This window comes from Nonomuraea fastidiosa, assembly GCF_042751225.1.
GTDB classification, from domain to species: Bacteria; Actinomycetota; Actinomycetes; order Streptosporangiales; family Streptosporangiaceae; genus Nonomuraea; species Nonomuraea fastidiosa.
The window spans coordinates 2,205,352-2,228,545 of record NZ_CP170570.1 but is presented as its reverse complement, the minus strand read 5'-3'; the positions used below and the strand labels follow the sequence as shown (position 1 = coordinate 2,228,545).

16 protein-coding genes, 2 pseudogenes and 1 CRISPR repeat array are annotated in these 23,194 nt (G+C 65.0%); of the genes and pseudogenes, 10 read left to right on the top strand and 8 right to left on the bottom strand.

Features of this window, described 5'->3' with window-relative positions:
• Window positions 1–261: 261 nt before the first annotated feature.
• The 4 genes from ACFMQL_RS10055 (at window position 262) to ACFMQL_RS10040 (ending at window position 3,835) form a co-directional block, all read left to right on the top strand.
• Window positions 262–1,365: a hypothetical protein gene (locus ACFMQL_RS10055; RefSeq protein ID WP_378785380.1), complete on the top strand. Its 1,104-nt coding sequence runs from the start codon at window positions 262–264 to the stop codon at window positions 1,363–1,365.
• 64 nt (window positions 1,366–1,429) lie between these two features.
• Window positions 1,430–2,236, top strand: coding sequence for an amidase (locus ACFMQL_RS10050; protein ID WP_378785379.1), 807 nt, complete (start codon window positions 1,430–1,432; stop codon window positions 2,234–2,236).
• A gap of 137 nt (window positions 2,237–2,373) precedes the next feature.
• Window positions 2,374–2,811: an amidase family protein gene (locus ACFMQL_RS10045; RefSeq protein WP_378785377.1), complete on the top strand. Its 438-nt coding sequence runs from the start codon at window positions 2,374–2,376 to the stop codon at window positions 2,809–2,811.
• Window positions 2,804–3,835: an alpha/beta fold hydrolase gene (locus ACFMQL_RS10040; protein ID WP_364068083.1), complete on the top strand. Its 1,032-nt coding sequence runs from the start codon at window positions 2,804–2,806 to the stop codon at window positions 3,833–3,835. The genes ACFMQL_RS10045 and ACFMQL_RS10040 overlap by 8 nt, the downstream gene beginning before the upstream one ends.
• Before the next feature lie 100 nt (window positions 3,836–3,935).
• On the opposite strand, the pseudogene ACFMQL_RS10035 reads toward ACFMQL_RS10040, so the two are convergent.
• Window positions 3,936–4,436 (bottom strand): annotated as a pseudogene (locus ACFMQL_RS10035) (hypothetical protein); the annotation flags it as partial.
• A gap of 476 nt (window positions 4,437–4,912) precedes the next feature.
• Between ACFMQL_RS10035 and ACFMQL_RS10030 the strand changes: the two are divergent.
• Window positions 4,913–5,167: a transposase gene (locus ACFMQL_RS10030; RefSeq protein WP_378785376.1), complete on the top strand. Its 255-nt coding sequence runs from the start codon at window positions 4,913–4,915 to the stop codon at window positions 5,165–5,167.
• A gap of 151 nt (window positions 5,168–5,318) precedes the next feature.
• Here ACFMQL_RS10030 and ACFMQL_RS10025 read toward each other — a convergent pair.
• Window positions 5,319–5,679: pseudogene (locus ACFMQL_RS10025) on the bottom strand (transposase family protein); the annotation flags it as partial.
• A gap of 177 nt (window positions 5,680–5,856) precedes the next feature.
• Window positions 5,857–6,774, bottom strand: coding sequence for a hypothetical protein (locus ACFMQL_RS10020; RefSeq protein ID WP_378785375.1), 918 nt, complete (start codon window positions 6,772–6,774; stop codon window positions 5,857–5,859).
• Between the two features lie 91 nt (window positions 6,775–6,865).
• On the opposite strand from ACFMQL_RS10020, the gene ACFMQL_RS10015 reads away from it, so the two are divergent.
• The 3 genes from ACFMQL_RS10015 (at window position 6,866) to ACFMQL_RS10005 (ending at window position 9,239) form a co-directional block, all read left to right on the top strand.
• A complete protein-coding gene (locus tag ACFMQL_RS10015; protein ID WP_378785373.1) occupies window positions 6,866–7,183 on the top strand; it encodes a hypothetical protein in 318 nt (105 codons plus the stop codon).
• A 767-nt stretch (window positions 7,184–7,950) separates the two neighbouring features.
• Complete coding sequence (locus ACFMQL_RS10010) at window positions 7,951–8,817, top strand: helix-turn-helix domain-containing protein (protein ID WP_378785371.1); 867 nt, start codon at window positions 7,951–7,953, stop codon at window positions 8,815–8,817.
• Window positions 8,818–8,933: 116 nt separating this feature from the next.
• Complete coding sequence (locus ACFMQL_RS10005; RefSeq protein ID WP_378785370.1) at window positions 8,934–9,239, top strand: DUF397 domain-containing protein; 306 nt, start codon at window positions 8,934–8,936, stop codon at window positions 9,237–9,239.
• A gap of 553 nt (window positions 9,240–9,792) precedes the next feature.
• Here the strand turns inward: ACFMQL_RS10005 and ACFMQL_RS10000 are convergent.
• The 5 genes from ACFMQL_RS10000 to ACFMQL_RS09980 form a co-directional block, all read right to left on the bottom strand.
• The gene (locus tag ACFMQL_RS10000; protein WP_378790148.1) at window positions 9,793–10,020 is read right to left on the bottom strand and encodes a transposase; all 228 of its coding nucleotides are present in this window, start codon (window positions 10,018–10,020) and stop codon (window positions 9,793–9,795) included.
• Between the two features lie 171 nt (window positions 10,021–10,191).
• Entirely contained in the window at window positions 10,192–12,468 is a 2,277-nt protein-coding gene (locus tag ACFMQL_RS09995) for a tetratricopeptide repeat protein (RefSeq protein ID WP_378785369.1), read from the bottom strand.
• Between the two features lie 145 nt (window positions 12,469–12,613).
• The gene (locus ACFMQL_RS09990) at window positions 12,614–13,165 is read right to left on the bottom strand and encodes a hypothetical protein (protein WP_378785367.1); all 552 of its coding nucleotides are present in this window, start codon (window positions 13,163–13,165) and stop codon (window positions 12,614–12,616) included.
• Between the two features lie 46 nt (window positions 13,166–13,211).
• Window positions 13,212–15,329 (bottom strand): hypothetical protein, encoded by a 2,118-nt coding sequence (locus ACFMQL_RS09985; protein ID WP_378785365.1) that lies wholly within the window; start codon window positions 15,327–15,329, stop codon window positions 13,212–13,214.
• A complete protein-coding gene (locus ACFMQL_RS09980; protein WP_364070873.1) occupies window positions 15,326–15,559 on the bottom strand; it encodes a hypothetical protein in 234 nt (77 codons plus the stop codon). Before ACFMQL_RS09980 ends, ACFMQL_RS09985 begins: the two co-directional genes overlap by 4 nt.
• 874 nt (window positions 15,560–16,433) lie before the next feature.
• Window positions 16,434–17,804: direct repeats of the CRISPR family, unit length 29 nt; unit sequence GGGACCATCCCCGCGTGCGCGGGGAACAC.
• Between the two features lie 672 nt (window positions 17,805–18,476).
• Between ACFMQL_RS09980 and cas3 the strand changes: the two genes are divergently transcribed.
• Window positions 18,477–21,395, top strand: a complete 2,919-nt coding sequence (cas3, locus tag ACFMQL_RS09975) for a CRISPR-associated helicase Cas3' (RefSeq protein ID WP_378785363.1) — start codon at window positions 18,477–18,479, stop codon at window positions 21,393–21,395.
• Window positions 21,385–23,088 (top strand): type I-E CRISPR-associated protein Cse1/CasA, encoded by a 1,704-nt coding sequence (casA, locus tag ACFMQL_RS09970; protein WP_378785362.1) that lies wholly within the window; start codon window positions 21,385–21,387, stop codon window positions 23,086–23,088. Before cas3 ends, casA begins: the two co-directional genes overlap by 11 nt.
• The last annotated feature ends 106 nt before the right edge of the window (window positions 23,089–23,194 follow it).

The window sequence follows — 23,194 nt, the reverse complement described above, 5'->3', positions numbered from 1 at the left end:
ACCACGACCAGACGGGTGCCTGCGGGGAGCAGCGTCTTGCCCCGGTACGTGCCGAACGCAGCGCCCCGATCTGGACCGATCTCAACGACCTGATCCGTGACAGGCGCACCGACCTGTACGACCCGCTGCTCGGCTACACACTGGGCCACGTGGCGCCGCGCTGACATGGTTACCGTCACTGCACCGGGTAGCGCCGTCGGTCGCCGTCTTGCCGCCGCTGCCACGGTCGCGGCCCTGGCCGCACTGCTTGCGATCGGGCTGATGGCCATCCGGCCCGCGTTGCCGGCCATCGTGCCCGACTACACCTCCTGGGACCTGGGGTACACCGACCTGACCTGGTACGTGTACTGGATCATCGGTGACACCACCGAAGCCACGTTGGCCAAGTCGGCGTTCGGCGGCCTGCTGATGATCGCGGGGGCCTGGCTGGCGCACACCGCGCGCCTCCGTGGGAAGCGCTGGCAGGGATTCGCCCTGGCCTGCGGCACCGGCGTGCTGTGGCCGTGGGTGCTGGTCGCCGCCGGGCTGGGGCTGCTGCTGAGCAACCTGCTGTGGGGCTGGACAATCGACGGCTGGCAGCCCACGTTCGCCCCGATGGTGTCCGTGCCACCGGCTGTCGTCATCGTGTACGGCCCCGGCTGGCTAGTAGCGGTGACCGGCGCGCTGCTCGGCGCGACGGTGATCACGCCGCTCGCCATGGTGCTGGTCAACCTGGTGTTCTCCCCCTTCGGCCTGTCGCCCGTGGTCGGCAGCACGCTGGCCATGTCCGTCGGCGGGCTCGGCGCCTTCTGGCTGTGCCGGAGGCTGCCCTGGCTGCCACCGCCGTGGACGCCGCCACCATCCGAGCCGTCGTCCGAGCCGTCGTCCGAGCCGTCGTCCACGGCACCGGTCCGGCATGGAGCGTCATGGGTGCCGCGCCGCATCCTGGCCGACTTCACCGAGGCGCACTTTTTCGGCAACGAGTGGGCGGGAGCGGGGCTGCTGCTGGGCTGCGTCCTGCACTATCTCCTCAATCCCGCCGCACCCGCGTACGGCAGCGGACTGCTGCCGCACCTGCTGGCGGCGCAGGTCCTGACCGCGGCCTGCGGGGTGCTGATGTGGGGCGGGCGGTGGGCGGCCTCCGGCTGGTACCCGACCTTCGTTCCCATCGTCTCGGTAACGCCGGCCACGGTGCTGGCTTTCGGCGGCACCGTGCCCTCGATCGTCGCCGGAGCCGTGCTGGGCGCCGCCATCGCTCCTCCGCTCGCCGCGGCGCTGGCCCGGCATCTGCCCGACGACGTCCACCCCATGGTCGCCTACACGGCGTCCATGGCCGTGTGCACGGCGACGATCATCCCGCTCCTCGACCTGCTTCCTGGTTTCTGACAAACATGACCGAACCCACGACGCCTCGACCACGACCGGCCGCACCATGACGAGAAGGGACTTCATGCTGGAAGCCGAAAGCTCCCTCCGTGCGCCCGAAGGCTATTTCACCGGGTGGACGCTCGGCGCGCTCGGGCGGGACCTGCGCGCCGGGCGCATCACGTCGGTGGAGCTCACGAGGCACGCCCTCGACGCCATCGCCGCGCTCGACCCCTTGCTCAATGCGTTCATCACCGTGGACGCCGAAGGTGCGATGGCCGCCGCCCGCCAGGCCGACGCCGAGCTGTCCCGGGGCGTGGACCGGGGCCCGCTGCACGGCATGCCGGCGGGGGTCAAGGACGTCATCATGGTCAAGGGCCTCCCGGCGACCATGGGCTCGCGGCACTTCGCCGACCATGTGGCCGATGCCGATGCCTCCTGCGTGACCCTCCTGCGCGAAGCGGGAGCCGTCATCGTCGGCATGACGAACACCCATGAGTTCGCGTACGGCCCGACCGGCGACCGCTCCGCCGCCGGGCCGACGCGCAACCCCTGCGACGTCTCCCGCATGTCAGGCGGCTCCAGCGGCGGCAGCGCGGTCGCCGTAGCGGCGGGCATGATCCCGCTTGCGCTCGGCACCGACACCGGCGGCTCGGTCCGGATCCCGGCTGCGCTGTCCGGGGCCACCGGTTTCAAGCCCGCCTACGGGGTGCTCCCGGCGGACGGCGTCTTCCCTCTGTCGAAGAGCCTCGACCACGTCGGGCTGTTCGCGCGCGACGCCCAGGACTGCCTCGTCGCCTACCGCGCTCTGATGCCCGGCGACCGTCAGTTTCCCCCAGGCGACCCGGGGCCGAGCGCCCGCGGGTCGCCTGGCTCGACCCCGGTGCCGTAATCCCTTGCGATCCGCGGGTCGTCCGCGCCACGCGCCGGTTCCTGGAGGGAGGAGCCGGGCCCGCGCCGGAGCGCCGCCTGTCACGGGAGGACGCCGACGATCTGCGCGAGACGTTCTTCTCGATCCAGAGCCACGAGGTGATCGAGGTGCACGCCGGGCGCATGGCGCAGGCTCCCGGCCTGTTCGACGACGAGGTGCTGGAACGCCTGCGTACCGCCGCCACCGTGTCGCGCGGGCGCTACGCCCGCGCCATGGGGGCCCGCAGCCGACTGGCCGAGACGGTCCGCTCGCTGTTCGGTCACGACGACGTGCTGGCGATGCCGACCGTTCCGATCACCGCGCCGGCGCTCGGCCGGCGGGAGGTGGACGTGAACGGCACACCCGTCGCCGTACGCGACGCCCTCCTATCGCTGACCAGCCCATGGAACGTGCTGGGCCTGCCCGCGCTCAGCATCACCGCCGGAACGGTGGACGGTCTCCCCGTCGGCCTTCAGCTTGTCTGCCTGCCCGGCCGTGAGCATCTGCTCTTTCAGACCGCCGCACTCTGCACATCTACCGGAGAAGTCCATGTATGAGATCTACGAGCTGCCGTCGTTCCACCTCGACGGCGGCGCCGTCCTCGACCCGGCCAGGCTCGCCTACCGGACGTACGGCGAGTTGAACGCGACCCGGACGAACGCCGTCCTCTTCCCCACCTGGTTCGCCGGGGACCACACCTCCAACGAATGGCTCATCGGTCCGGGCAAGGCGCTGGACCCGCGGAAGTACTTCATCATCGTGCCGAATCTCTTCGGCAACGGCCTGTCCTCCTCGCCGTCGAACACCCCACCGCCCCACGCCGCCGCCGACTTCCCCACGATCACCATCCGTGACAACGTCAGGGCGCAGCACCGGCTGGTCACTGAGCACTTCGGCATCGAACGGCTGGCGCTGGTCCTCGGCTGCTCCATGGGAGCCCTGCAGACCTATCAGTGGGCGGTCAGCCATCCGAACATGGTCGAGCGCGCCCTGCCGTACTGCGGGTCCCCGAGGACCTCGCCGCACAATGCGGTCTTCATCGAGAGCCTGCGGGCGGCTCTCACGCTCGACGCGGCCTTCGACGGCGGGCGCTATCAGGAGCCGCCGTTGGCCGGTATCAGGGCGTTCGCCCGCATCTATGCGGGATGGGGCTTCTCCCAGGCCTTCTACTGGGAGGAAGCGTGGCGGCGGCTGGGCTTCGGGTCGCGGGAGGAGTTCGTGATCGGCTTCTGGGAGGCCAACTTCATCGGCCAGGACGCCAACAACCTCCTCGCGATGCTCCGTACGTGGCAGGACGCCGACGTCTCGGGCACCCCAGGACACGACGGTGACATCGAAGCGGCCCTCGGCTCCATCCAGGCCAAGCTCATCGCGCTTCCCGCGGAGAAGGACCTGTACTTCCCTCCGGAGGACGAGGTCCGTGCTGTCCGGCACATCCCGAACGGGGAAGTCCGCGTGATCCCGGGGATCTGGGGCCATATGTCGGGTGGCGGCGCCAATCCCGCAGACGCCGCCTTCATCGACGCCGCGGTGCGGGAACTGCTCGCCGCTCCTTCACCCGTCGCCGTACCGGCCACCTGAGCGCCCGCCCGCTCCTGACCGGCCGAGGCCGCCGAGCCGGCCGTATTCGACCCCGTGTCCCCGGAGTTCGCCTGGTTGCCGGCGGAGAAGGAGCAGCAGCTCATCCGGAGCGGCGGTCCGCGCGAGCGAGCCGGCCGACCTCAGCGGCCCGCTGGACCGGTTGAGCGCCGAGGTACGCGAGCGTGAGGCCCGCCAGTGGGGCCGCCAGGCCGATGGAATGGATCTGGCGGCCCCTGCGGGCGGCAGCATCGCCCTGGCTGCGCTGTCCCTCCCCATGGGGTGCCACCGGAATGCGGCGGAAAGGGGCCGCCGAGAGGAGTTCGGTCCGGTCAGACTCCGCGATGGGGACCGGGCTTGCCAACGGGTGAGGGCGTCGAAAGATATAGGCGGGTGTAGCGGGCCAGACTGGCGACCGAGGCGTGATCCGGGGGCGCGCCGCTCGGTGATGAACACCGGCCCCTTGCCGCGGCCGACGAGCAATCTCGGTGGAAGACACGCAGTGCGGGCCTGCCAAATGCCCTGGCCACGTCCCTCGGCCGACCCAGATGCCGCGCAAGCCCGCAGCTTGACCGCCCGCGACGTCCGCGACGAGGTCGTCACCTACTGTCCAACCGCCCTCGGCAAGACGGGCTCCATACCGCTACGCCGCCATCTGGCAGAGACGCGCATCCGTCCTCTGGACGACCTGCCGACTCCTGGCGCGGCATGGTCGCCGACCACGTCAGCCAGGCCGGATCGGCGGAGTTGACCGAGCCGGTTGTCGGCTACGCCGTTGGCGGCTATTCCGACGCGTATGGAATCCCATGCAGTTGATTTCATGGAAGGATCTGTGAGTCTGGCGGTGGCGCTTGAGGCGAAGCGCTGACAGGCTCGGTATCGGTGATCTTGGGTGACTCACGAAGGATCTGGCCGCCCCGGTGTGCCCTGCGCGTGACGTGTCCCCTGGCTCACCGATACCGGCCTGGCTCGCCCGTTGACTTGATCAGAAGCTTGTCCGCCACTGCCGGCGTGACTCCTCACAGATGTGTCCGCGCGGCGACTTCGCCCAGGCCCCCACATCGTCGAAGGGAGCCGCACATGGCGATGCTGCCGGAATCGGCCGATGCCGTCATCGGGGTCGACACCCACCGCGATAGCCACAGCGCTTGCCTGGTCAACCCGGTCGGCGGCGAGCTGGCCGCCATCACTGTCACCGCCGACGCCGCCGGGTATGCGCATCTGATCCGCTGGGCCACCGAACACGCGCCAGGCCCGAACGTGGTCTGGGCGATCGAGGGCACCCGCAGCCACGGCGCCGGCCTTGCCCGTGTCCTGCGCGCCGCAGGACGATAGATGTCCGGTCGGGATGGTTTCGGGCCTCGGGAACAAGCCGGCAGGAGCGCCACCTGCAGATCAAAACACCTGCCCGAGGCATCCTGGTCCGAACATGCAGGAGGCATGCTGCGGTGCATCTTCCCGCCCACCACAGCCGCGGTGCAAATAAGTACGGCCGATCGGCGGCGATCCGGTCGATGGAGACTAGGGTGCCGTCCAGCACCAGGTAGTGCAGGCCGTCACGCTTGGCTTTGCGCAGTGCCTGTCCGAGCTTGGGCGAGCGCGCCGACAGCAGCATCACGGTCTCCTCCACATACCGCCGCGCGGTAGCGGTGGAGACTCCGAATCCGGCTCCGAGCTCGGGGAACGTTTCTCCCTTGCGCAGGTAGACCTGCACGAGCAGGGGCTTGCTGTCCTGGGTTGAGCAGCCGCCAGGTCGACCTGATGGCCCGGCGGTGCCGGCGGATGAGCCCGGCGACGTAGTTCAGGGTTGAGCGCGACAAATCGACGGCAGCACGGTAGAACAGCATCCGAGGCCCCTGGTTGTGGCGGACGTGATTGTGGTGATCAACCCGTTCTCCAGGGGTTTCGCCATGTCATCAGGCGAACGCCACTCTCGCGATCACGCTGTGATCAGCAGCCCGCCACCCGTGGATGAAAACGGCTCAATGATCACAGCTCAGGTGTTGGGAACAGATCACGCATCGCTACTTTGCAGGTCGAGGTACGACGACAAGATCGGACGTGTCAGTGAGCTTTCTAGCATAACAACCGGCTTGCGGAGGGAGCACCACGATTGGAGCGTCCATCGTGCCACCGACAGCGATTCCTTCCAGAGTCTTCCCTGAGCAAGGATCACTCTTCGACGAGGGCAGTATCACTTGAACACTGGTCGGAGTCTTCACGTTCATGAGGACTGGAGGAAGCGTTTGTAACCACAGGAGAAGCAGCAGACTCATCACAAACGGTAAGCCCGCCAACTTCATAGTTTTCACTAACCGGTTATAGCGACGCTGCGTTTCAAAAAATAAAGCTGCCTCAACCACCCGCTGAGCACGCCTCTCAAGGTCGAGACTGAGGTTTGTCAATGCGGCAATATCGGAGGGGTTGTCCAGAATGTACTCATGCGTCCCTATCTGTATCTTTTCTCCTGGGGGCTGGGGCAGTGTGGTGGCCTTATGTGCGCTGGCGCGATCTGCCACAAGTTGCCAGATGGCGTCTCGCGACGGGCCCAACAAGTCTGTGCGGCGGTCGACCACCAGATACGAGATGAGCGCCGACTTAGGCTCCTCCAAGCGGCGAAGCGGGAAGTTGCTGTTATCCGCACGGTCCATCTCGGCGAGCTCATCGATGCTTCGATGAGGTGTGGCCAACACAGCTGCCGCACTGTAGAGGGTCCAGACTACGGTGATCAGCAAGGTCAGGGCGCTAAGGAGGGCTAATGTCACCGCTCCTGGTCCGACTTCGCTGACACTTGCGAAGTCCCGTAATTGGATGCCTGCGACCAATACGGCCACCACGGAGGCGCTCGCCCCTATCAGCCATCGCGCCGCAGCGCGCAGGTCAGAAGCGTGAGACACATCATTCGCCGCCGCTTGCGCTGGCTCAGTGGCTGGAGTGGTCATGGCTGAGTCCTTGTCCGTATTGAGGGGGTCGGGTCGCATACGAAGGGGGTGATGTAGTACAAAGGTAGTACGCAGATTCCAAGGATGGCCCATGCCCGTGGAGAAGTCATCAACAGGCCGAGGAGACGTGCGTATTTACAAGATGCGTGATCTCAATCAGAGAACGGCCGAAGTGATCCAGGAGATCAACGAATCCGGTCGGCCTGCAATTGTTACTCGCCATGGTCGATTCGTTGCCCTCATTTCTCCGTTAATTAACAAGGGGCTCGAAGGTGAACTTATTGCAAAGTTCCTTGAGCAAGAAGCCGTCATAGGCGAACGCAAATCCGCGAGTGGAAACAAGCCGGAAGAAGTGAGCGATCAAGTGACGGAAGACCTCGCGAGGCGCTTGGGTCTTGACTGGCCATGAACTATCCGCTGAGCGATTCAAAGTCCGAAGCGTGCAACACGCGTACGATTGTGTGCGCTATATGCCTATTGGCGTTTCGATACTCACTATCGGTAGGTATGCGATAAAGAAAGTAGTAGTCGGCCACTTCATCGCAGCCATCGACGTCTCCAGAAGTAGGCACCGCCCGCCGCCATGCTAGTACGCCCTCGCGGCCGGTGATCCATCCCTCATCCGGGCATTGCTCCCGGGGTGGAAAGCAGATTGCCTCCTCCGCTGTTCTCAGAAGCCTGCACAGGACAGCACTCTTCCCGATCTCTTCGAGATCGGCGTTGGCCGTCCGCTTCCACAGGACTCTGGACACATTCCCTCCCCGACCGGCATGTCGTTCGTCATGGCAGTCCAGAGTGTGTGGCGCATCACGTCTCCTGTTGCCGCCTCCCCAGTTCCCTGGCTGCCCACTCGCGAGCTACTTCGCCGCCCTCGCGAGCCCTCTCGCTCCAAGTGCTAAGCCGTCCGTCACGCTCCGTTAGACCTTCTAGCCATGCAAGGTAGTAAAGTGCTACCTTGCATGGCATATCCTAGCAGAAGGTATGGAAACGCCACGCGACACGCCAAGGGCGGGACATGTGTGAGGAAACCGGCGGGTATCCGCAGCTCATGCCCTCAACGGTGCCTAGGGGCGTAGATGAAGATCTCTATGCGCCGGGGTAGCGTGAAGTGCTGGCTGCGCCCATAGCGTTGAGAGTCAGAGTGCTATATGACTACGGAAAGTGAGGTGAAGCGCAGTGGATGAACTTGGCCCGGTTGTCCAAGGGGCGCTCCTGCGCAGGAGGCTTGCGGAGCTCCGCAGACAGTCAGGCTTAACCCAGGATGAGGTTGCGCGGAGCCTAGAATGGCACACGTCGAAGCTCATTCGAATCGAGGGTGGACGGACCGGCGTCTCAAGGGTTGACCTCGACGCTCTGGCGCGGCTTTACGGCGTCACTGATTCCGCTGCTATAGAGCAGCTTCACCTGCTTAACCGAGGAGCGCGGGCGAAAGCGTGGTGGAGTGATTTCAGGAAAGATGTCAGTGATGCCTATCTGGCGTATATTGGTTTTGAGGCAGGGGCATCTACTATTAGACAGTTCCAGCCTCTTACCGTCCCTGGTCTACTTCAAACAGAAGCGTACGCGGAAACTCTAGCTCACAGCGGCACAGACATGTCTGTCCTCCGGACGCTGGTCAGCCTCCGGATGAAACGCCAGCAGATGTTGAAGCAGCGCCCCACTCCGCCGCATGAGATCTTCATCCTCGATGAAGCGGTCATACGTCGGCATGTCGGTATCCGGCGGGATCGCGCAATCATGCCAACACAGCTTCGTCATATGATCTCGGTGGCGAGAGAAAGCGATCACATCACTATTCAAGTCGTACCGTTCGATGCTGGATCCCATGTAGGCATGCTGCGCGGCGCCTTCACCCTTCTAGATTTTGACGGAGGGATAGGCGAAGTACTTCACCTCGAGAATGGCGACCTGCATGAGACGCTATCTGGTGAAGACCCGCGCATCTCAGATGTGCGTGCCGACTTCGAAGCTATCCTCGAGGAGGCATTGGATCCAGACGAGTCTCTCATGCTAATCGCAGAGGCAGCCGACAGCATGGAGTGAGTCGGTTCGACCCGCGTTCGGTGTCGTCGGATCTTGCTCAATGGCCAGGAACGGCTCGCTCTGTACGATCATGATCTATCAGGCTATTCTCATAGCGACAGTGGGAGGATAGCTTGATGACTGAGGGGCCCAGCGATCCGCCTGAGCTGCTGAAGTGGCGTAAGAGCTCTGCAAGTGCGACAGGCGAGTGCGTGGAGGTCGCGTTCGGCGCGAAATCAGCCTACGTCAGAGACTCCAACTCGCCTGGAGGAGCCGTCCTAGAATTCAGTCGTTCAGACTGGGTCGCCTTTGTCGAAGGTGTACGGAGGGGAGAATTCGACTGGCCAGACGACACCCCCCCTGTACAGAGCGCATATGAAGGGTCACTTTCCGATGCGCATGACGATGGTGAGAGAGTTGGCCAATATAGCCTGGAGATCTAACTGCGGCAAACTCTCCTGAGCCTGCATCAAGACGTGATCTTCCTCGGTGAGTGGTGGCCGGCCGTGGGACTTGGCTGGAAGCCGATGGCGGTGCCCAGCAGGTGTCGCTAAGGCGTGTTCAAGGATGATTGTGCGATGAGGTACCCACGTTGACACGGCCTCTCTGGATATCGTCCATCAAGTTCCTTCGGCGCAGCCATCGACAGAGAGCTTGGATTCCTGTCGAGGATTATTGAGTCGGCATCAGCGGAGTCTTGCATCCGCCAGCGCCCACGTTATCGGGCTTCGACGCGGTTGCGTCCGCGCTAGTGGTGTACAAGTTTGACCTGGTCAGTAGGTATGGCGTTGCGAAATGTAAATGGTCATCGCATGACCCTGCCTGTAGTAGTGCAGAGGGCGAGCGGCGATGACGCAGCACCAGTGCGGCGCTCGGGCAGTGGCTGGCGCAGCTGATCGAAACCGGTGACTACGATATGTTGCTATCCATGGTGGAGGCCGGTGGCGGTTGCGGACCGGACCGTGGTGAGTGAGTGTTTGAGATTGATGATCTTGTTCAGTCGCAGATGATCTCGGCCTGTCGCCGAGCCGGGCCACTCCGTGTGAGGCGGCGGGCCATGCCGGCGATGGCGGCCCAGCGGATGAAAGCCTCGGAGACGCTCGGGTCGCGTTCGTAGTCGCGGGCCAGACGGCGGCAGGCGGTCAGCCAGGCCAGCGTCCGTTCCACCACCCAACGGCGTGCAATCACGCTGAAGCCGCGCTGATCAGCGGGCTTGCGGACGATCTCCAGCGTGGTGCAGGGTGTCGCGGGCCCACTCCACCAGCCGGTCGGCGAGGCCCTGGTCGGCGAAGACGTGCCTGATCGGGGTGGTCAGTTACGCCGACAGCAGCGCGGTCCTGCCAGTCGGCCGCCATCACCGCGACCGTCATCAGCGAGTCGGTGTGTCGGTGATGATCAATCGCTTACGGCCGTTGACCTTCTTGCCCGCGTGCCGAGGCCGTGTAGGGATTGGGCGATGCCGCGGGCGTCTTCGGAGGCTTTGCGGATGGCGAGGGCTTCGGTCTGGCTGTCGAGGGCGGTCTGCCAGGTGCCGGTGGCTTCGGCGACGAGGGCGGCGTCTTGGAGGAGGCCGGCGTACAGGGCTTGGTCGCGCTGGTGGGCGGGGCGTGCTGCCACGTCCTGCAGGGCTTGGTTGATGAGGGTGTGGGCTCGTTCGACGTTGCCGGAGAAGTACTCGATCTCGCCCAGGAGCTTGAGCCAGGGCGCCGGGTCTGCGGAGGTGTTCATGCCTTCGGTGGCGTGCCGGCGGCCGGAGGCGAAGCGTCCGCGGTAGAGCTCGATTTCGGCGAGGCGGAACAGGAAGCCTTCGCGGGCGTCGTCGCCGGTGAGGGCGAGTGCTGCTTGGGCGAGGTGTTCGGCGTGGTCGAAGTCGCCGCGGCAGAAGGCCACTTCGGCGCGGACGAGGACGGCGTGGGCGGAGCTGAAGGGCAGGCCGTCGATGAGGGCTTCGGCTTGGGCCCAGTTGCCGAGGCCGAGGTGGGCGCGGGCGACCCGGTACAGGCAGCGGCCTTTGTCCTCGTCGCTGTCGATGCGCAGGTCGCTGAGGAGGGTGGCCAGGGCACGGCAGCGGTCGAAGCGGCCGGTGGCCAGGCTGCGGTCCATCAGCGCGACCCAGGCCGCGACTCCTTCGCTGGAGTCGAGGTGGCTGAGGTGGTAGGCGGCTTCCAGCTCGGCGGTGAACTCCTCGCGCTCGCCGTAGTGCCGGGCCAGGACCTCGTGGGCTTTACGGATCTCGTCCGGGCGCACGCGTTGCAGGGAGCGCCGGAGGATGGAGTGCATGGTGTACGCGCCGGTGCCGCTGGCCGTGCCGCCTCGGATGGGGGAGATGAAGGAGTACGCCGTCAGTTTGGCGAAGGCGCTGCGGTCGCAGGGGAAGTCGAGGGCCTGGCCGAGGTGGTGGAAGGTTTCGGCGGTGAAGGCGCGGCAGGCGCTGACGGCGAGGATGCCGTACTCGGCCTCGGCAGGCGTGTATTGCAGGAGCCGGCTGGCGAGGTCGCGTTCCTTGTCGAGCGGGGTGGCGAAGTCGCCGGGGTCGAGACGGGGGCCGGCGGCCAGGGCCACATCGGCGCACAGGCCGAGGAAGTACGGGTGCACCTCGTTCGGAGCGGTGGAGGCGTAGTCGATCAGCGCTGTCCGCGTCGATGGGTCGGTGATGCCGGCGAGGGTGAGGTACTGGGTGGCATCGGCTGTGGTGAGGTGACCGACCAGACGGTGATCGATGTACTGGTCGGGGATGGGGTAGACGGGGGCGTTGGGCCATGGTGGGCGGGTGCGGCCGGCGACGATGGCGATGATTCCGGCGCCGAGGTCGAGGTGGCCGAGCAGGCAGCGCAGCCATTCGTCGCGCATGAGTTTGTCGGCGTGGATGAGGCTGTCGGCGTCGCCGATGGCTTCGCCGTAGAACGCCTCATGCGTGTCGAAGAGCAGCACGATCCGGGCGTGGTCGGCGGTGGCCTCGTTCAGGTCCTGGGCGAAGAAGCGCGGTAGTTCGTGGAGCAGGTCGGGTTCGGGGACGAGGCTGAGGATGTGGTCGGCGTCTTCGTGGGAGAGGCGGCGGCGCATGCGGCGGCGGGTGAAGGTCTCGTCCATGCGCGAGTTGAGCAGCTGCAGCAGGTGGTGGCCGACGCGCAGGATCGGGAGGGTGAGGATGGCGTCGGCGATGTCGAGGGCGATGTCGACTTCGCTGCGGGGGAACAGTTCGGGGATGCGGTGGGCGATGTCGAAGCCGAGCTTGTGCAGGTAGGTGATGGCGGCGAAGTCGAAGCGCGGGGTGGCGATGCGGTGCTGGGCGAGCTGGCGTTTGAGCATGAACAGCCCGGAGAACGCCTCCTGGGGCCGGTTCTCGCCCGCCGGCCGTGCGCCGAAGTCGATCCTGGCCACCGGGACGGGGCGGCCGTGTTCGGCGAGGCGGTCGAGCAGTTCGGTGTCGTCGGCGCCGCGGATGTCCTCCCAGCGGTCGGTGCGCAGGCAGGAGCGTTTTTCGAGGTGGCGGAGGAGGAGTGATTTGCCGTTGCCGCCGAGGCCGTGGAGGTAGAGGATCCGCTCGGGTGGTGGGTCGTCGTTGATGAGGGTGACGACGTGGCGGGTCAGCTCGAAGCGGTTGGCGAAGAGTTCGAGCGAGCGGTCGTGCGCGACGATGGAACGGGCTGCGCCGTTTGGAAAGATCGGCATGGGTCAGCCCTGTGCGGTTGTGAGTTGCAATGTGGTGTCCCGTCCCGGGTAGACGAGCGTTTCAGAAGCGTTGTACGGCAACCCTGGTTGCCAAGGTGATTGCCTCGATCGGTTTTACACCGGACGCCGGGCCACTTCCACTTGGTTAGGCTGGCTCGGGAGTACATTTGTGCAGCTGCCCGTAACGTTTCCGGGCGATAGTGAGCAACTGCGTCAAATCGCTCACGGGGTCTCGCCCATTCCTCACTTCGGACAGGTCCACACTGATCCACGGTCGCTTGTCTCCGCATCGGAACAGCATCATCGTGTAGTACGGCCTCGTGCGTGGCATACGCTCGGTATAAGCAATAAGTCCAGTGCCGAGGTCTTTCGGGAGAGCCGCTAGTTGGTGTTCGCCGAAGTTCTCGCGTGCGGTGTCCAGGACGTTGTCGCCGTCTCTTATCGACCACAGGAGAGAAAGCCGGTCATAGTCATTGCGAAGCGCGCATTGCCCGTGGGTCGTAGGTACGCCGGTCTTACGCTCCTCGATCGCCACATCGAGGCCGGTGATCTCCCGGACTGCCTGCTGAGGAAGGAAGTCGCACCAGTAGGGTGAGGAGTCCACAACCGGACTGATCGAAGCCGTGGCCTCTGGGCTGGGCGAAGGTGCACGACCGATGTCGGTGCAGCCGGCAATCAGCGCGAGGAACAGTGCCAAGCCGACGACTGCGCCGCGAGACGGTCGGATTATTCGAGATGGCATATCAATATCCAGTGATGTTGAGGTTGTCGTGCGTTTTATCGCGGGCTGTGCGCACAGTGTTGGCCAACTCGTTCGAGGTGCTCTCGATGGCAGAATGCCGACGTGCCCATTCCATGAAGTCGTCGAACGTCTTGGGGTCGGCCATGATTTCATGGATGGGTTTGAGCTTCGGCGGCTGATCGTCGGTGACATAAGTGGAGCCCTTGGCATCCCTCATAGCCTCTTCTGACCACTCGCCCGTAGCGATCCTCGCACTGATGACAGCACTCTGCATCAACCAGTCAACCATTTCATTCTGATCGGCGGCGGTGCGCAGAGCCTCGCCTGAGGTGACACTGGTCTGAATCATGCGATTGACGATGTAGGCCGAGAGCTTGTCGAACGCGACCTCGGCGCCTTTCCCGCCGACCAGCCCGCCGAGTTCTCCCGCGACTTTCATGCCGAGGCCGCCGATGGGCGAAGTGAACAGCGCGAACGCGGAATTCAGCGTGTCTTTCACATCCTTCTTCGTCTGCTCCTCGTCCCAAGCGTTGGCCAGTAGAGCCAGCCTGCGTGCTTCCACCAAGTGGCCGAACACCTTGGCCTCGGGGATGAGCTGCTCCTTGATCCCCTTGTCGCCGCTGGTCGGGTAATGGTCGTTGACCCGATCGACTACACGAGCCGCTTCGGCGGCCTGAAGCTCGACCGCGGCGTCTCTATCGCTGCTCACCAGCACCAGCAGGCGATCCAGCTCGGCCTTGCTCAAGCCGTCGAACCCTTCGGACTTGGTGATGTAGGTGCCGTACACCTGATCGATATGCGAGGCGAGGGCGCTGCCGACAGGCCGCCTGAGGAAGCTCAACTCGTCGTACAGCTTGCGGTCGGCAATGGTGAGCCGGTCGTTGTCATCCGGCCGGAACACCTTGTCGGCGTGCACCTTGAGGGTGTTCAGAGCCTCAGTGGTCAGGGACAGAGATACCGAGTCCTTTCCCGTCGTCGCCTTGCGCAGCGCCTCTGCGAACGGGTCGGTGTTGCCGTGGAAGTGGAACGCGCCGAGGCGGTCAGTCAGCATGTACGACAGGACTGACTGCTTCCACCCGGCTGGTGTGCGGTTCAGCAGAGCTTGAGCGGACTTCGCGTTGCTCGACGCCGCGTGGAACAAATCATCGATGACTGCCGAGCCGCCTCGATCCGGAGACTGGCTGACGGGCTGCTTGGCGGGCCCCACCGAAGGTGTCGAGGGAATCATCCACTCGGCGACACCGAGCACAGTGGCCAGGTCTGCCATGGGCACTTGCCGACTGCCCAAAGCGCTACCGATCGCGTCTTTGGACGCTGCCCACCGATCCTGGAACTTCCCCTTCTCGAAGACGATCGCGTCTCGTCCAACGACCTGCATGAACTTCTCTGAGAACGGCGGCTTCCCCTCGCCGGCTCGCCAGATCAGCGCCTGAGCTTGGTAGCCGAAGTAGGAGATACCGTCCACCTTTAATTCGGTGCGTCCGTGGTTGACCAGCTCGTCGAGGAAGCCGTCGCCCATGTAGGCGGGGTCCTTGGGGTTGGTGCCCTTGGCGAGGGTGGTGGCGAGGAGCCGCATCGCCTCCTGGGCCTGCTTGGCCGACGCACCGGCGTTCCCTCCTGCGGCATCGGCACGGAGTTGGGCGGCGATCGCGGCGGACACTTGCGTCATTCCTTTGGCGCCGAGCTGTCGGAGGAACGTCTTGGCGAAGGACGAATCCTGGGCTTTCGCGGCGTAGGCCTGTAGCTGTTTCAGCGCATTCTTGTCTCCGGCGGCTGCAGCCTTGGCTGCCTTGGCCGCGAGCGTGCCATCGAGCTGTCCTTGGGCTTCGCGGAGGGAGTCCGGCACGGTGATGAAGGAGCCGGCCGCGGTGGAGGCGCCGAAGGCGATCTTGTGGCGTTCCATCTCGCGCACGATGCTCTGGCGCTTGCGGAGGTCTTCGGCCTCCTGGCCGACCTGTGCCGCGAGCTTTCTGATGCGTTCGGCCGGTGTGGTGTCGAGGCCGGCGCCGGCGAGTTCCGCATGGAGGCGGGCGGCCAGTTCTTGCATCTGGGTGGCGGCTGCCGTGTGGCGGGCGACGAGCGTGTCGAACTCCGGCAGCTTGACCCCGCTGTAGCTCATTGCGCTCTCGCCGCGGCGTCTTTGGCCATGGTGACGGCCTGCGTGAGCATCATGTGCAGTTCGTGCTGGTAGTTGTGCACTGCTTGGCCGAAGCGGTCGCCCGTCGGTCCGACCCATGCGCGGGCTTCCATGAGCCGGCAGGAGGCGTGCAGGACCCACCAGTTGTCGTCGGACAGTTTCTGGATGCGTTGCACCGCCGCTTGCATGAGCTCACGATCAGGACCGGGCATGCCGCTCTCCTCGTGCAACTGTCAAGGGCCCCAACCGACGATAACTCCGCACGCTTTGGATGCCTCGTTAACCAACTTTTTTGTGATTTCTCCCGGCATGTTTGATCCACCGAGGAGGGGGCGTGCGTACAAGAAGGAGCTCTTGTATGCGGGGCGGTCGCAGGGATGTCGTGGGTGCCGCCATGGCGTGGATCACGGTCGTCGGACGCGCATCTCGTTTGGTGTTCCCGTCTCGACGGAAGGCGGCGTGGCCACGGAGGGAGCCCCGGAGCCGGCTCCGCGTGTTGACTATCGCGATCGCCGCCCTCTACAGGCCGAGGCCCAGTAGCCCGACAGGGCCGTGACTGGGTAGGCCATGACGCACTCGAGAGCGTTTGAGGTGGGACGACGCGTTCAAGATCGTCCCCCGTATGTCCCCAGGATTCTGACCTACGGCTGCACATGGCTGCACTCGGCTGCCTATGAGGGTCCGGAGAAGCAAAAGACCTACGGTTGTGAAACCGCAGGTCAGGGGCCGAAATGGCTGGTCAGACGTGGTGCCCCCGGCAGGATTCGAACCTGCGGCACCCGCTTTAGGAGTCAGATGAGCGCGTACGACGTTTTCCCAGCTCAGCTAGGTCTTGTTGGGGTAACTGATGAAGATGTGCGCACGTATTTGGCACAGGTGCTAGCGAGACGTCTTGCGATGGGTGGCTTCCTGCGATTGCCGAAGCCGCGGAAGGACTCCAGCATGTCTTCTCGAGGGGTGACCATACCCCGGGGCAAAGCACGAGGAGTGCTGGGAGTGGTCGGGCCGGACGAAGAGGTGCTCCTCGCGGGCGGGGAGTACCGGACGTAAACACAGCCGCCGAAATGTCTCTCCGATCGTAGAAGCGGAACCACTCCCGCGTGGGCGGGGAGCACCCAAAACCAGTGCCGTTGTACTCGATCCGGTAGGCAGCATCCCCGTGTGCGCGGGAACCACGAACGGGGCCTCACCCCAGAGCAGCGGGCCAGGGGACCATCCCCGCGTGCGCGGGGAGCACAGCGGGGCGCTGTTGTTGATGGCGCGGGCGATGGGACCATCCCCGCGTGCGCGGGGAGCACCTCGTGCGGATGCGGAGGACCGGCGCCACGCCGGGACCATCCCCGCGTGCGCGGGGAACACGAGCTGGTCGGCCGCCTCTGGCCGGCGCCCGGGGGACCATCCCCGCGTGCGCGGGGAACACTGCACTATCGGCTCGAAGCAAGCCGCTACGACGGGACCATCCCCGCGTGCGCGGGGAACACGCTCTGTTCGAGGTCACCGACCAGATGGTCCGGGGACCATCCCCGCGTGCGCGGGGAACACCGGGAGATCGTCCAGGAGGTCCAGGAAAGCCTGGGACCATCCCCGCGTGCGCGGGGAACACAGCAGCAGGCGGCCCAGCTTGCGGATCTCCCGGGGACCATCCCCGCGTGCGCGGGGAACACGCATCCGACACCGACAGGGGGTTGTCGAACCCGGGACCATCCCCGCGTGCGCGGGGAACACCACACGATCGCGAACATGAGCGCCGCTGAGTGGGGACCATCCCCGCGTGCGCGGGGAACACCGGCTGGTCGAAGCGGGACCGCATGACCGGGTGGGACCATCCCCGCGTGCGCGGGGAACACGACGTCGCCGTCGACGCCTGTTTCGGGCCGCGGGGACCATCCCCGCGTGCGCGGGGAACACGACCCGCGGTTCTCGAACTTGTACATCTCGTCGGGACCATCCCCGCGTGCGCGGGGAACACTGCTGCAACCTCGTGCGGGAGTTCGGGGATGGGGGACCATCCCCGCGTGCGCGGGGAACACCTGACCTTCATGCCCACGACCTGGCGAATCGCGGGACCATCCCCGCGTGCGCGGGGAACACGCGGGTGATCCAGTTGTCCGGCGTGATCTCGTGGGACCATCCCCGCGTGCGCGGGGAACACACCGCCCGCCGGCCCACGGGCCAGCGCGGCGTGGGACCATCCCCGCGTGCGCGGGGAACACTCTGCGCGTAGGCGTCGTGCTCGGCTGCGAGGGGGACCATCCCCGCGTGCGCGGGGAACACGCGCCAGGACCTCTCAGCCATCGCAGGAGACCGGGACCATCCCCGCGTGCGCGGGGAACACGACGAACGACAAGGCGACATCGGTCACTCCCTGGGACCATCCCCGCGTGCGCGGGGAACACGAGGGATCTCGTACCGACCCCGGACGGGCGGTGGGACCATCCCCGCGTGCGCGGGGAACACTCTCACTGACCTGCGCTTTTATCGGTTGGCGAGGCCGTTTTCGAGCACTATCACCGAATTGGACATTCTGGACATAACAAGCAGCTAGGGAAGGGGGTGGTTTCACCGCCTGTCGGCAGTGCTGGACTGCACACCAGTGTCGCATGGGTTCTGGCTTGCTTACGTATTCGGCGCAGCCAAGGGTTCTACGGCGTTCCTGGCGAGGAGTTGCCGGTCGTCACCTACCGGTGGGACTGGAAGAGCGCTGAGAAGGCTGTGCTGATCGAGAAGTTCGGTGAGGGTTGAACCGCCGCGTCGCCGCTAAGGTGGCCACGAGGTCTCCGGGGACGGGTTTTTCTTGGTCGATGAACCCTTACCGGCGACCTCGTCGTTTGCCCGGCTCCGACACCCCGCCGATCAATACTTCGAGACAGGCCCTAAGCCGGCTGGGTCCATCGCCGCGTGCGCGGGGAGAGCTCTGCCTGGCCTGCGAAGATGCCAGGGAGGAGTCCCAGAGCCAGCACTTCCAAGGAAAACGCATAACAATCGGTTTGTGCATCAAGCTACTCTCTGGTCGCTCTAGGTTGCATTTGTGCACTGTTGGGATATATAGGTCACTTCTCCACAGGCAGGCCGCACCTTTCTTTCTGTAAAGCCACCTCTGTGGCCCGCTCATGCACTTTAATGTCCCTTATGCTCCGCGACGAAGCGCCCCGTCCAGCGTTTGCTGATGGCTTGTCCATAGAAGCGCGGTCTGTCTGGGCGAAGCATGATCGGGACACCGATGGGTGGTTGCCCTTATGGCGGCATATGGCAGATAGCGGCATGGTCGCAGGTTTCCTCTGGGACCGCTGGATCTCCCTGCAGGTGAAGCGGACGATCGCGGAGTGCTTGCCGGTTGGCCTAGATGACGGGCGTCGATTGGCGGTGTGGCTGGCGACGACGCATGACATCGGTAAGGCGAGCCCCGCATTTGCATGTCAGGTGGAGTCGCTCGCCGATGCGATGCGTTCGGTGGGGCTCGACATGCCGCTGCACAAACAATTCGTGGACCGGAAACTAGGGCCACACGGTCTGGTTGGACAGGCTCTCATGCAGGAGTGGCTTGTTGAGCGCCATAGCTGGTCCAGGACCGACACCTTGCAGGTGGGGATCATCATTGGCGGTCATCACGGAGTTCCGCCGACGGCCTCAGACATCAAGGCGCTGGTCGATCATCCTGACCTCGTCAGGACGCCAGGATGTGCGGCCCTCTGGCGTCAGGTTCAGTGGGAATTGCTGGATCGCTGCGCCGACGTGTGTGACGTCGGCGACAGGCTGGCCAGATGGCGGAGCGTACGACTCTCCCAGCCCGCGCAGGCGCTGCTGACGGGCCTGGTCATCGTGGCTGATTGGATCGCTAGCAACCCGGACCTGTTTCCGTACTTTCCCGATGCGGAGCAGGTTCGTGATCAGGATCGGGCGGAGTCGGCTTGGCATGGTCTGGACCTGCCTGAATTGTGGCGACCGTCCGAGCCGACCGGCTCTCCAGAAGAGGTGTTCGCGTCAAGGTTCAGCTTTCCGGCCGGGAGCCGCCTCCGCCCAGTTCAGAAGCATGCCGTGCAGCTGGCGCGGAGCATGTCAGCGCCCGGGTTGATGGTGATCGAGGCCCCTATGGGGGAGGGCAAGACCGAGGCAGCGCTGGCGGTGGCGGAGATCTTCGCCGCCAGGTCGGGTGCCGGCGGCTGCTTCATCGCGCTGCCGACCATGGCCACGGGCAACGCCATGTTTCCGCGGATGCTGGACTGGTTGAAGCGCGTCCCTGATCTGCGACCGCAGCCGGGCAAGCGGTCGGTTCTCCTGGCGCATTCCAAGGCCGCGCTCAACGAGGACTATGCGGCACTGGTGCGAGCGAGCAGCCGTAATGTACGCGGTGTAGAGCTGGACGGCGGTAGCGGCGAGTGGCGTCCCTCTGCCGATCGGTCTGCGGCTTCGGCTGAGTTAGTGGCTCATCAGTGGCTCCGCGGGCGCAAGAAAGGCATGCTTGCATCGTTCGTCGTTGGAACGATCGATCAGCTCCTCTTCATGGGGCTGAAGAGCCGCCACCTGGCGTTGCGTCACCTGGCTCTGGCGGGAAAGGTTGTCGTCATCGACGAGGCGCATGCCTACGACACATACATGAACTCCTACCTTGACCGGGTGTTGTCATGGCTGGGTTCTTATCGTGTGCCGGTAGTCGTGCTGTCGGCGACACTGCCTGCCGCTCGCCGTCGCGAGCTGGCCGAAGCGTATGCGGGCAGTGCCTCCAACGACGCTGACCTGGCCGCGGTGGAGCAGACTCTCGGATACCCGCTGATCACCACCGTGGAGCCGAACGGCAGAATCGCGCCGGAGCCGGTCGCAGCGTCAGGGCGGGCAACTCAGGTCCACATGGAGAGGTTGCATGATGACCTGACGGCCTTGGGGCAACGGCTTACCCAAGAACTCAGCGGCGGAGGATGTGCGCTGGTCGTTCGAAACACCGTCGATCGAGTGCTGGAAACAGCAGCATATTTACGGGAGCTGTTCGGCAAGGAACATGTCAGCGTTGCACACGGTCGTTTCGTGGACCTCGACCGGGCGGACAAAGACAGTGACCTGTTGCAGCGTTTCGGCCCGCCAGAGAAGAGCAGGCAACACCGTCCCACGGGGCCTCATATCGTCGTGGCTAGCTCCGTGGCGGAACAGTCGTTGGACATTGATTTCGACCTACTGGTCTCAGATCTATGCCCGGTGGACTTGCTCTTGCAGCGGATGGGACGCCTTCATCGGCACGTTCGCGGCGAAAACCAGAGCCATCGTCCGGAAAGGCTGCGCACAGCGCGATGCCTGGTGACCGGCGCGGACTGGGACACACTGCCCCCGAAACCGGTACGCGGCTCCACGCTGATCTACCGCGATCACGCGCTGTTGCGGTCTGCTGCGGTCCTTGACTCGCTCCTATCTGGTACGGGCCCAAATGGGCACGTCGTGCGCTTGCCAGAGGACATCAGCCCGTTGGTGCAGGATGCCTACGGCGCTGGCACGGTCGGGCCCCCACAATGGCAGGACGCGATGGCCAAGGCGGCAACGGCACAAGAGCTGCTTGAGGCCCGTCAGAAGGAGATGGCACAGGATTTTCAGATCAGGGAGGTCAGGCGGGCCGGCCGTCCGTTGCTCGGCTGGGTCGATGCCGGGGTGGGAGATGCCGACGACACCCGTCGTGGCCGCGCACAAGTGCGCGACACCCGCGAAACGTTGGAAGTCCTGGTGGTACAGCGTCGCGCCGATGGAGTTTGGACGACGCTGCCCGGCCTGTCCGGGAAGCGCGGTGGATTGGAGTTGCCCAGGGACGCGGTGCCGCAGCCGGGCCTCGGTCGAATCGTGGCCGGTTGTGGCCTGCGCCTGCCGTACCAGTTCTCAATCCCCGAGGTTCTGGACCAGGCAATCGAAGAGCTGGAACGCAATTACGTTCCCGCTTGGCAGAGCAAGGACAGCTTTTGGCTGGCAGGAGAGCTGATTCTCGTGTTGGACGAGAACTGTCGTACACGGCTGGCAGGCTACGACCTGCGCTACACGTCCACCGACGGTTTGGAGGTGACTCGTGCTGAGTGAGCCGGCCCCGGCAACCTTCGACTTGACACAAGAACCCTGGTTGCCAGTCCAGCGCTGTGACGGCGGCGAGGAAGAGCTCTCTCTGCTCGATGTTTTCGCGCAGGCGCAAAACGTTCGACGGTTGGTGGGCGATGTGCCCACTCAGGAGTTCGCGCTCCTGCGGCTGCTCCTGGCGATTCTGCACGACGCCATCGACGGACCGGCGGACATCACCGATTGGCAGGAGCTGTGGGACAGCGGACTTCCCATAGACCGCATCTTCAGCTACTTGGACCAGCACCGCGAACGATTCGACCTGCTGCATCCCAGCCAGCCCTTCTACCAGACGGCAGAGCTTCGGACGGCGAAAGGCGAAGTCAGCACGCTTGACCGGATTGTCGCCGACGTGCCTAACGGTCTGCCGTTTTTCACCATGCGTGGCCGGGGGGTTGAGCATCTACCCTTTGCTGAGGCCGCCCGCTGGCTTGTGCATGCCCATGCCTTCGATACCTCCGGGATCAAGACCGGTGTCGTCGGCGATCCTCGGGTTAAGGGCGGGCGAGTCTACCCGCAGGGGGTGGCCTGGGCAGGCAACTTGGGTTGTGTCTTCGTCGAAGGCGACACCCTGAGTCAGACACTGCTGCTGAATCTCGTTGCCTTCGACACGGACAACCTCCGCATCAAACCAGATCAGGATCGGCCCGCCTGGCGGCGCCCACCCGACGGGCCTGGGCAAACCGACGAGCTGGAGCTGAGCCGCCGCCCCGCCGGCATTCGCGATCTTTACACCTGGCAGTCACGTCGTGTACGGCTCTTCCACGATGGCCGCAAAGTCACAGGAGTGATCCTTACTTACGGCGATCCGCTCGCTCCGTGTAACAGGCACCAGCACGAGCCGATGACCGCCTGGCGGCGGAGTCCTGCCCAGGAGAAAAAGTACGGACTTGCCCAGGTGTATCTCCCGAGGGAGCACGAGGTCAGCCGCAGCGCTTGGCGCGGCTTAGGGGCCCTGGTCGCAGGCCGGGTGGTCGGCGGTGAGCAGCGGGGCGAGGCCGCGGCCATCGTCCGCCCGCGAATCCTCGACTGGGTCGCCCGGCTGACCGTCGAAAGCGATCTTCCGTCGGAATTTCTCATCCGGGCGCGCCTGATCGGTGCCCACTATGGTACGCAGCAATCCGTCATCGACGAGATCACTGATGATGCTGTGACCATGCCGGTGGTGCTGCTCCACGCACACGACCACCGTCTCGGCCAGACGGCGATCGACGCGGTATACGACGCCGAAGAGGCCGTCGGCATCCTCGGAGACTTCGCGGCGGACCTCGCCCGCGCTGGTGGGGATGAGGCCGAACCCCGTAAGGAGTCAGCGCGGCATGAAGGGTTCGCAGCCCTGGATGGAGCGTTCCGTACGTGGCTGGCCGCCATCAAACCGGATGACGATGCCCAGGAGCTCCGGACGGCGTGGCAGCAGCGGGCGTACGAGTTGGTCAGCCGTTTGGGCGACGAACTGCTCCGCATGGCTGGAGACCCCGCCTGGGAGGGACGGGTGGTCGAGAGTAAGAAGGGCCAGAGTTTGTGGCTGAACGCCTCAGCCGCCGACCTGCTCTTCCGCGCTCGCTTGCGGGCCGCTCTGCCCGCCGCGCGGCCGAAGGAACGCGAGCCCCTACCGCCGGACGTCGGCGAAGTTTCTGACCCCGTGGAGGCTACATCATGACCTCGTCCCCGCCGGGCACGGCCGCAACACGGCCTGCGATTGCTGACTATGTGAGCAGCGTGGCCGCCGAATATGTGATCGAATTGCAAAAGGGCTACCTGGCGGA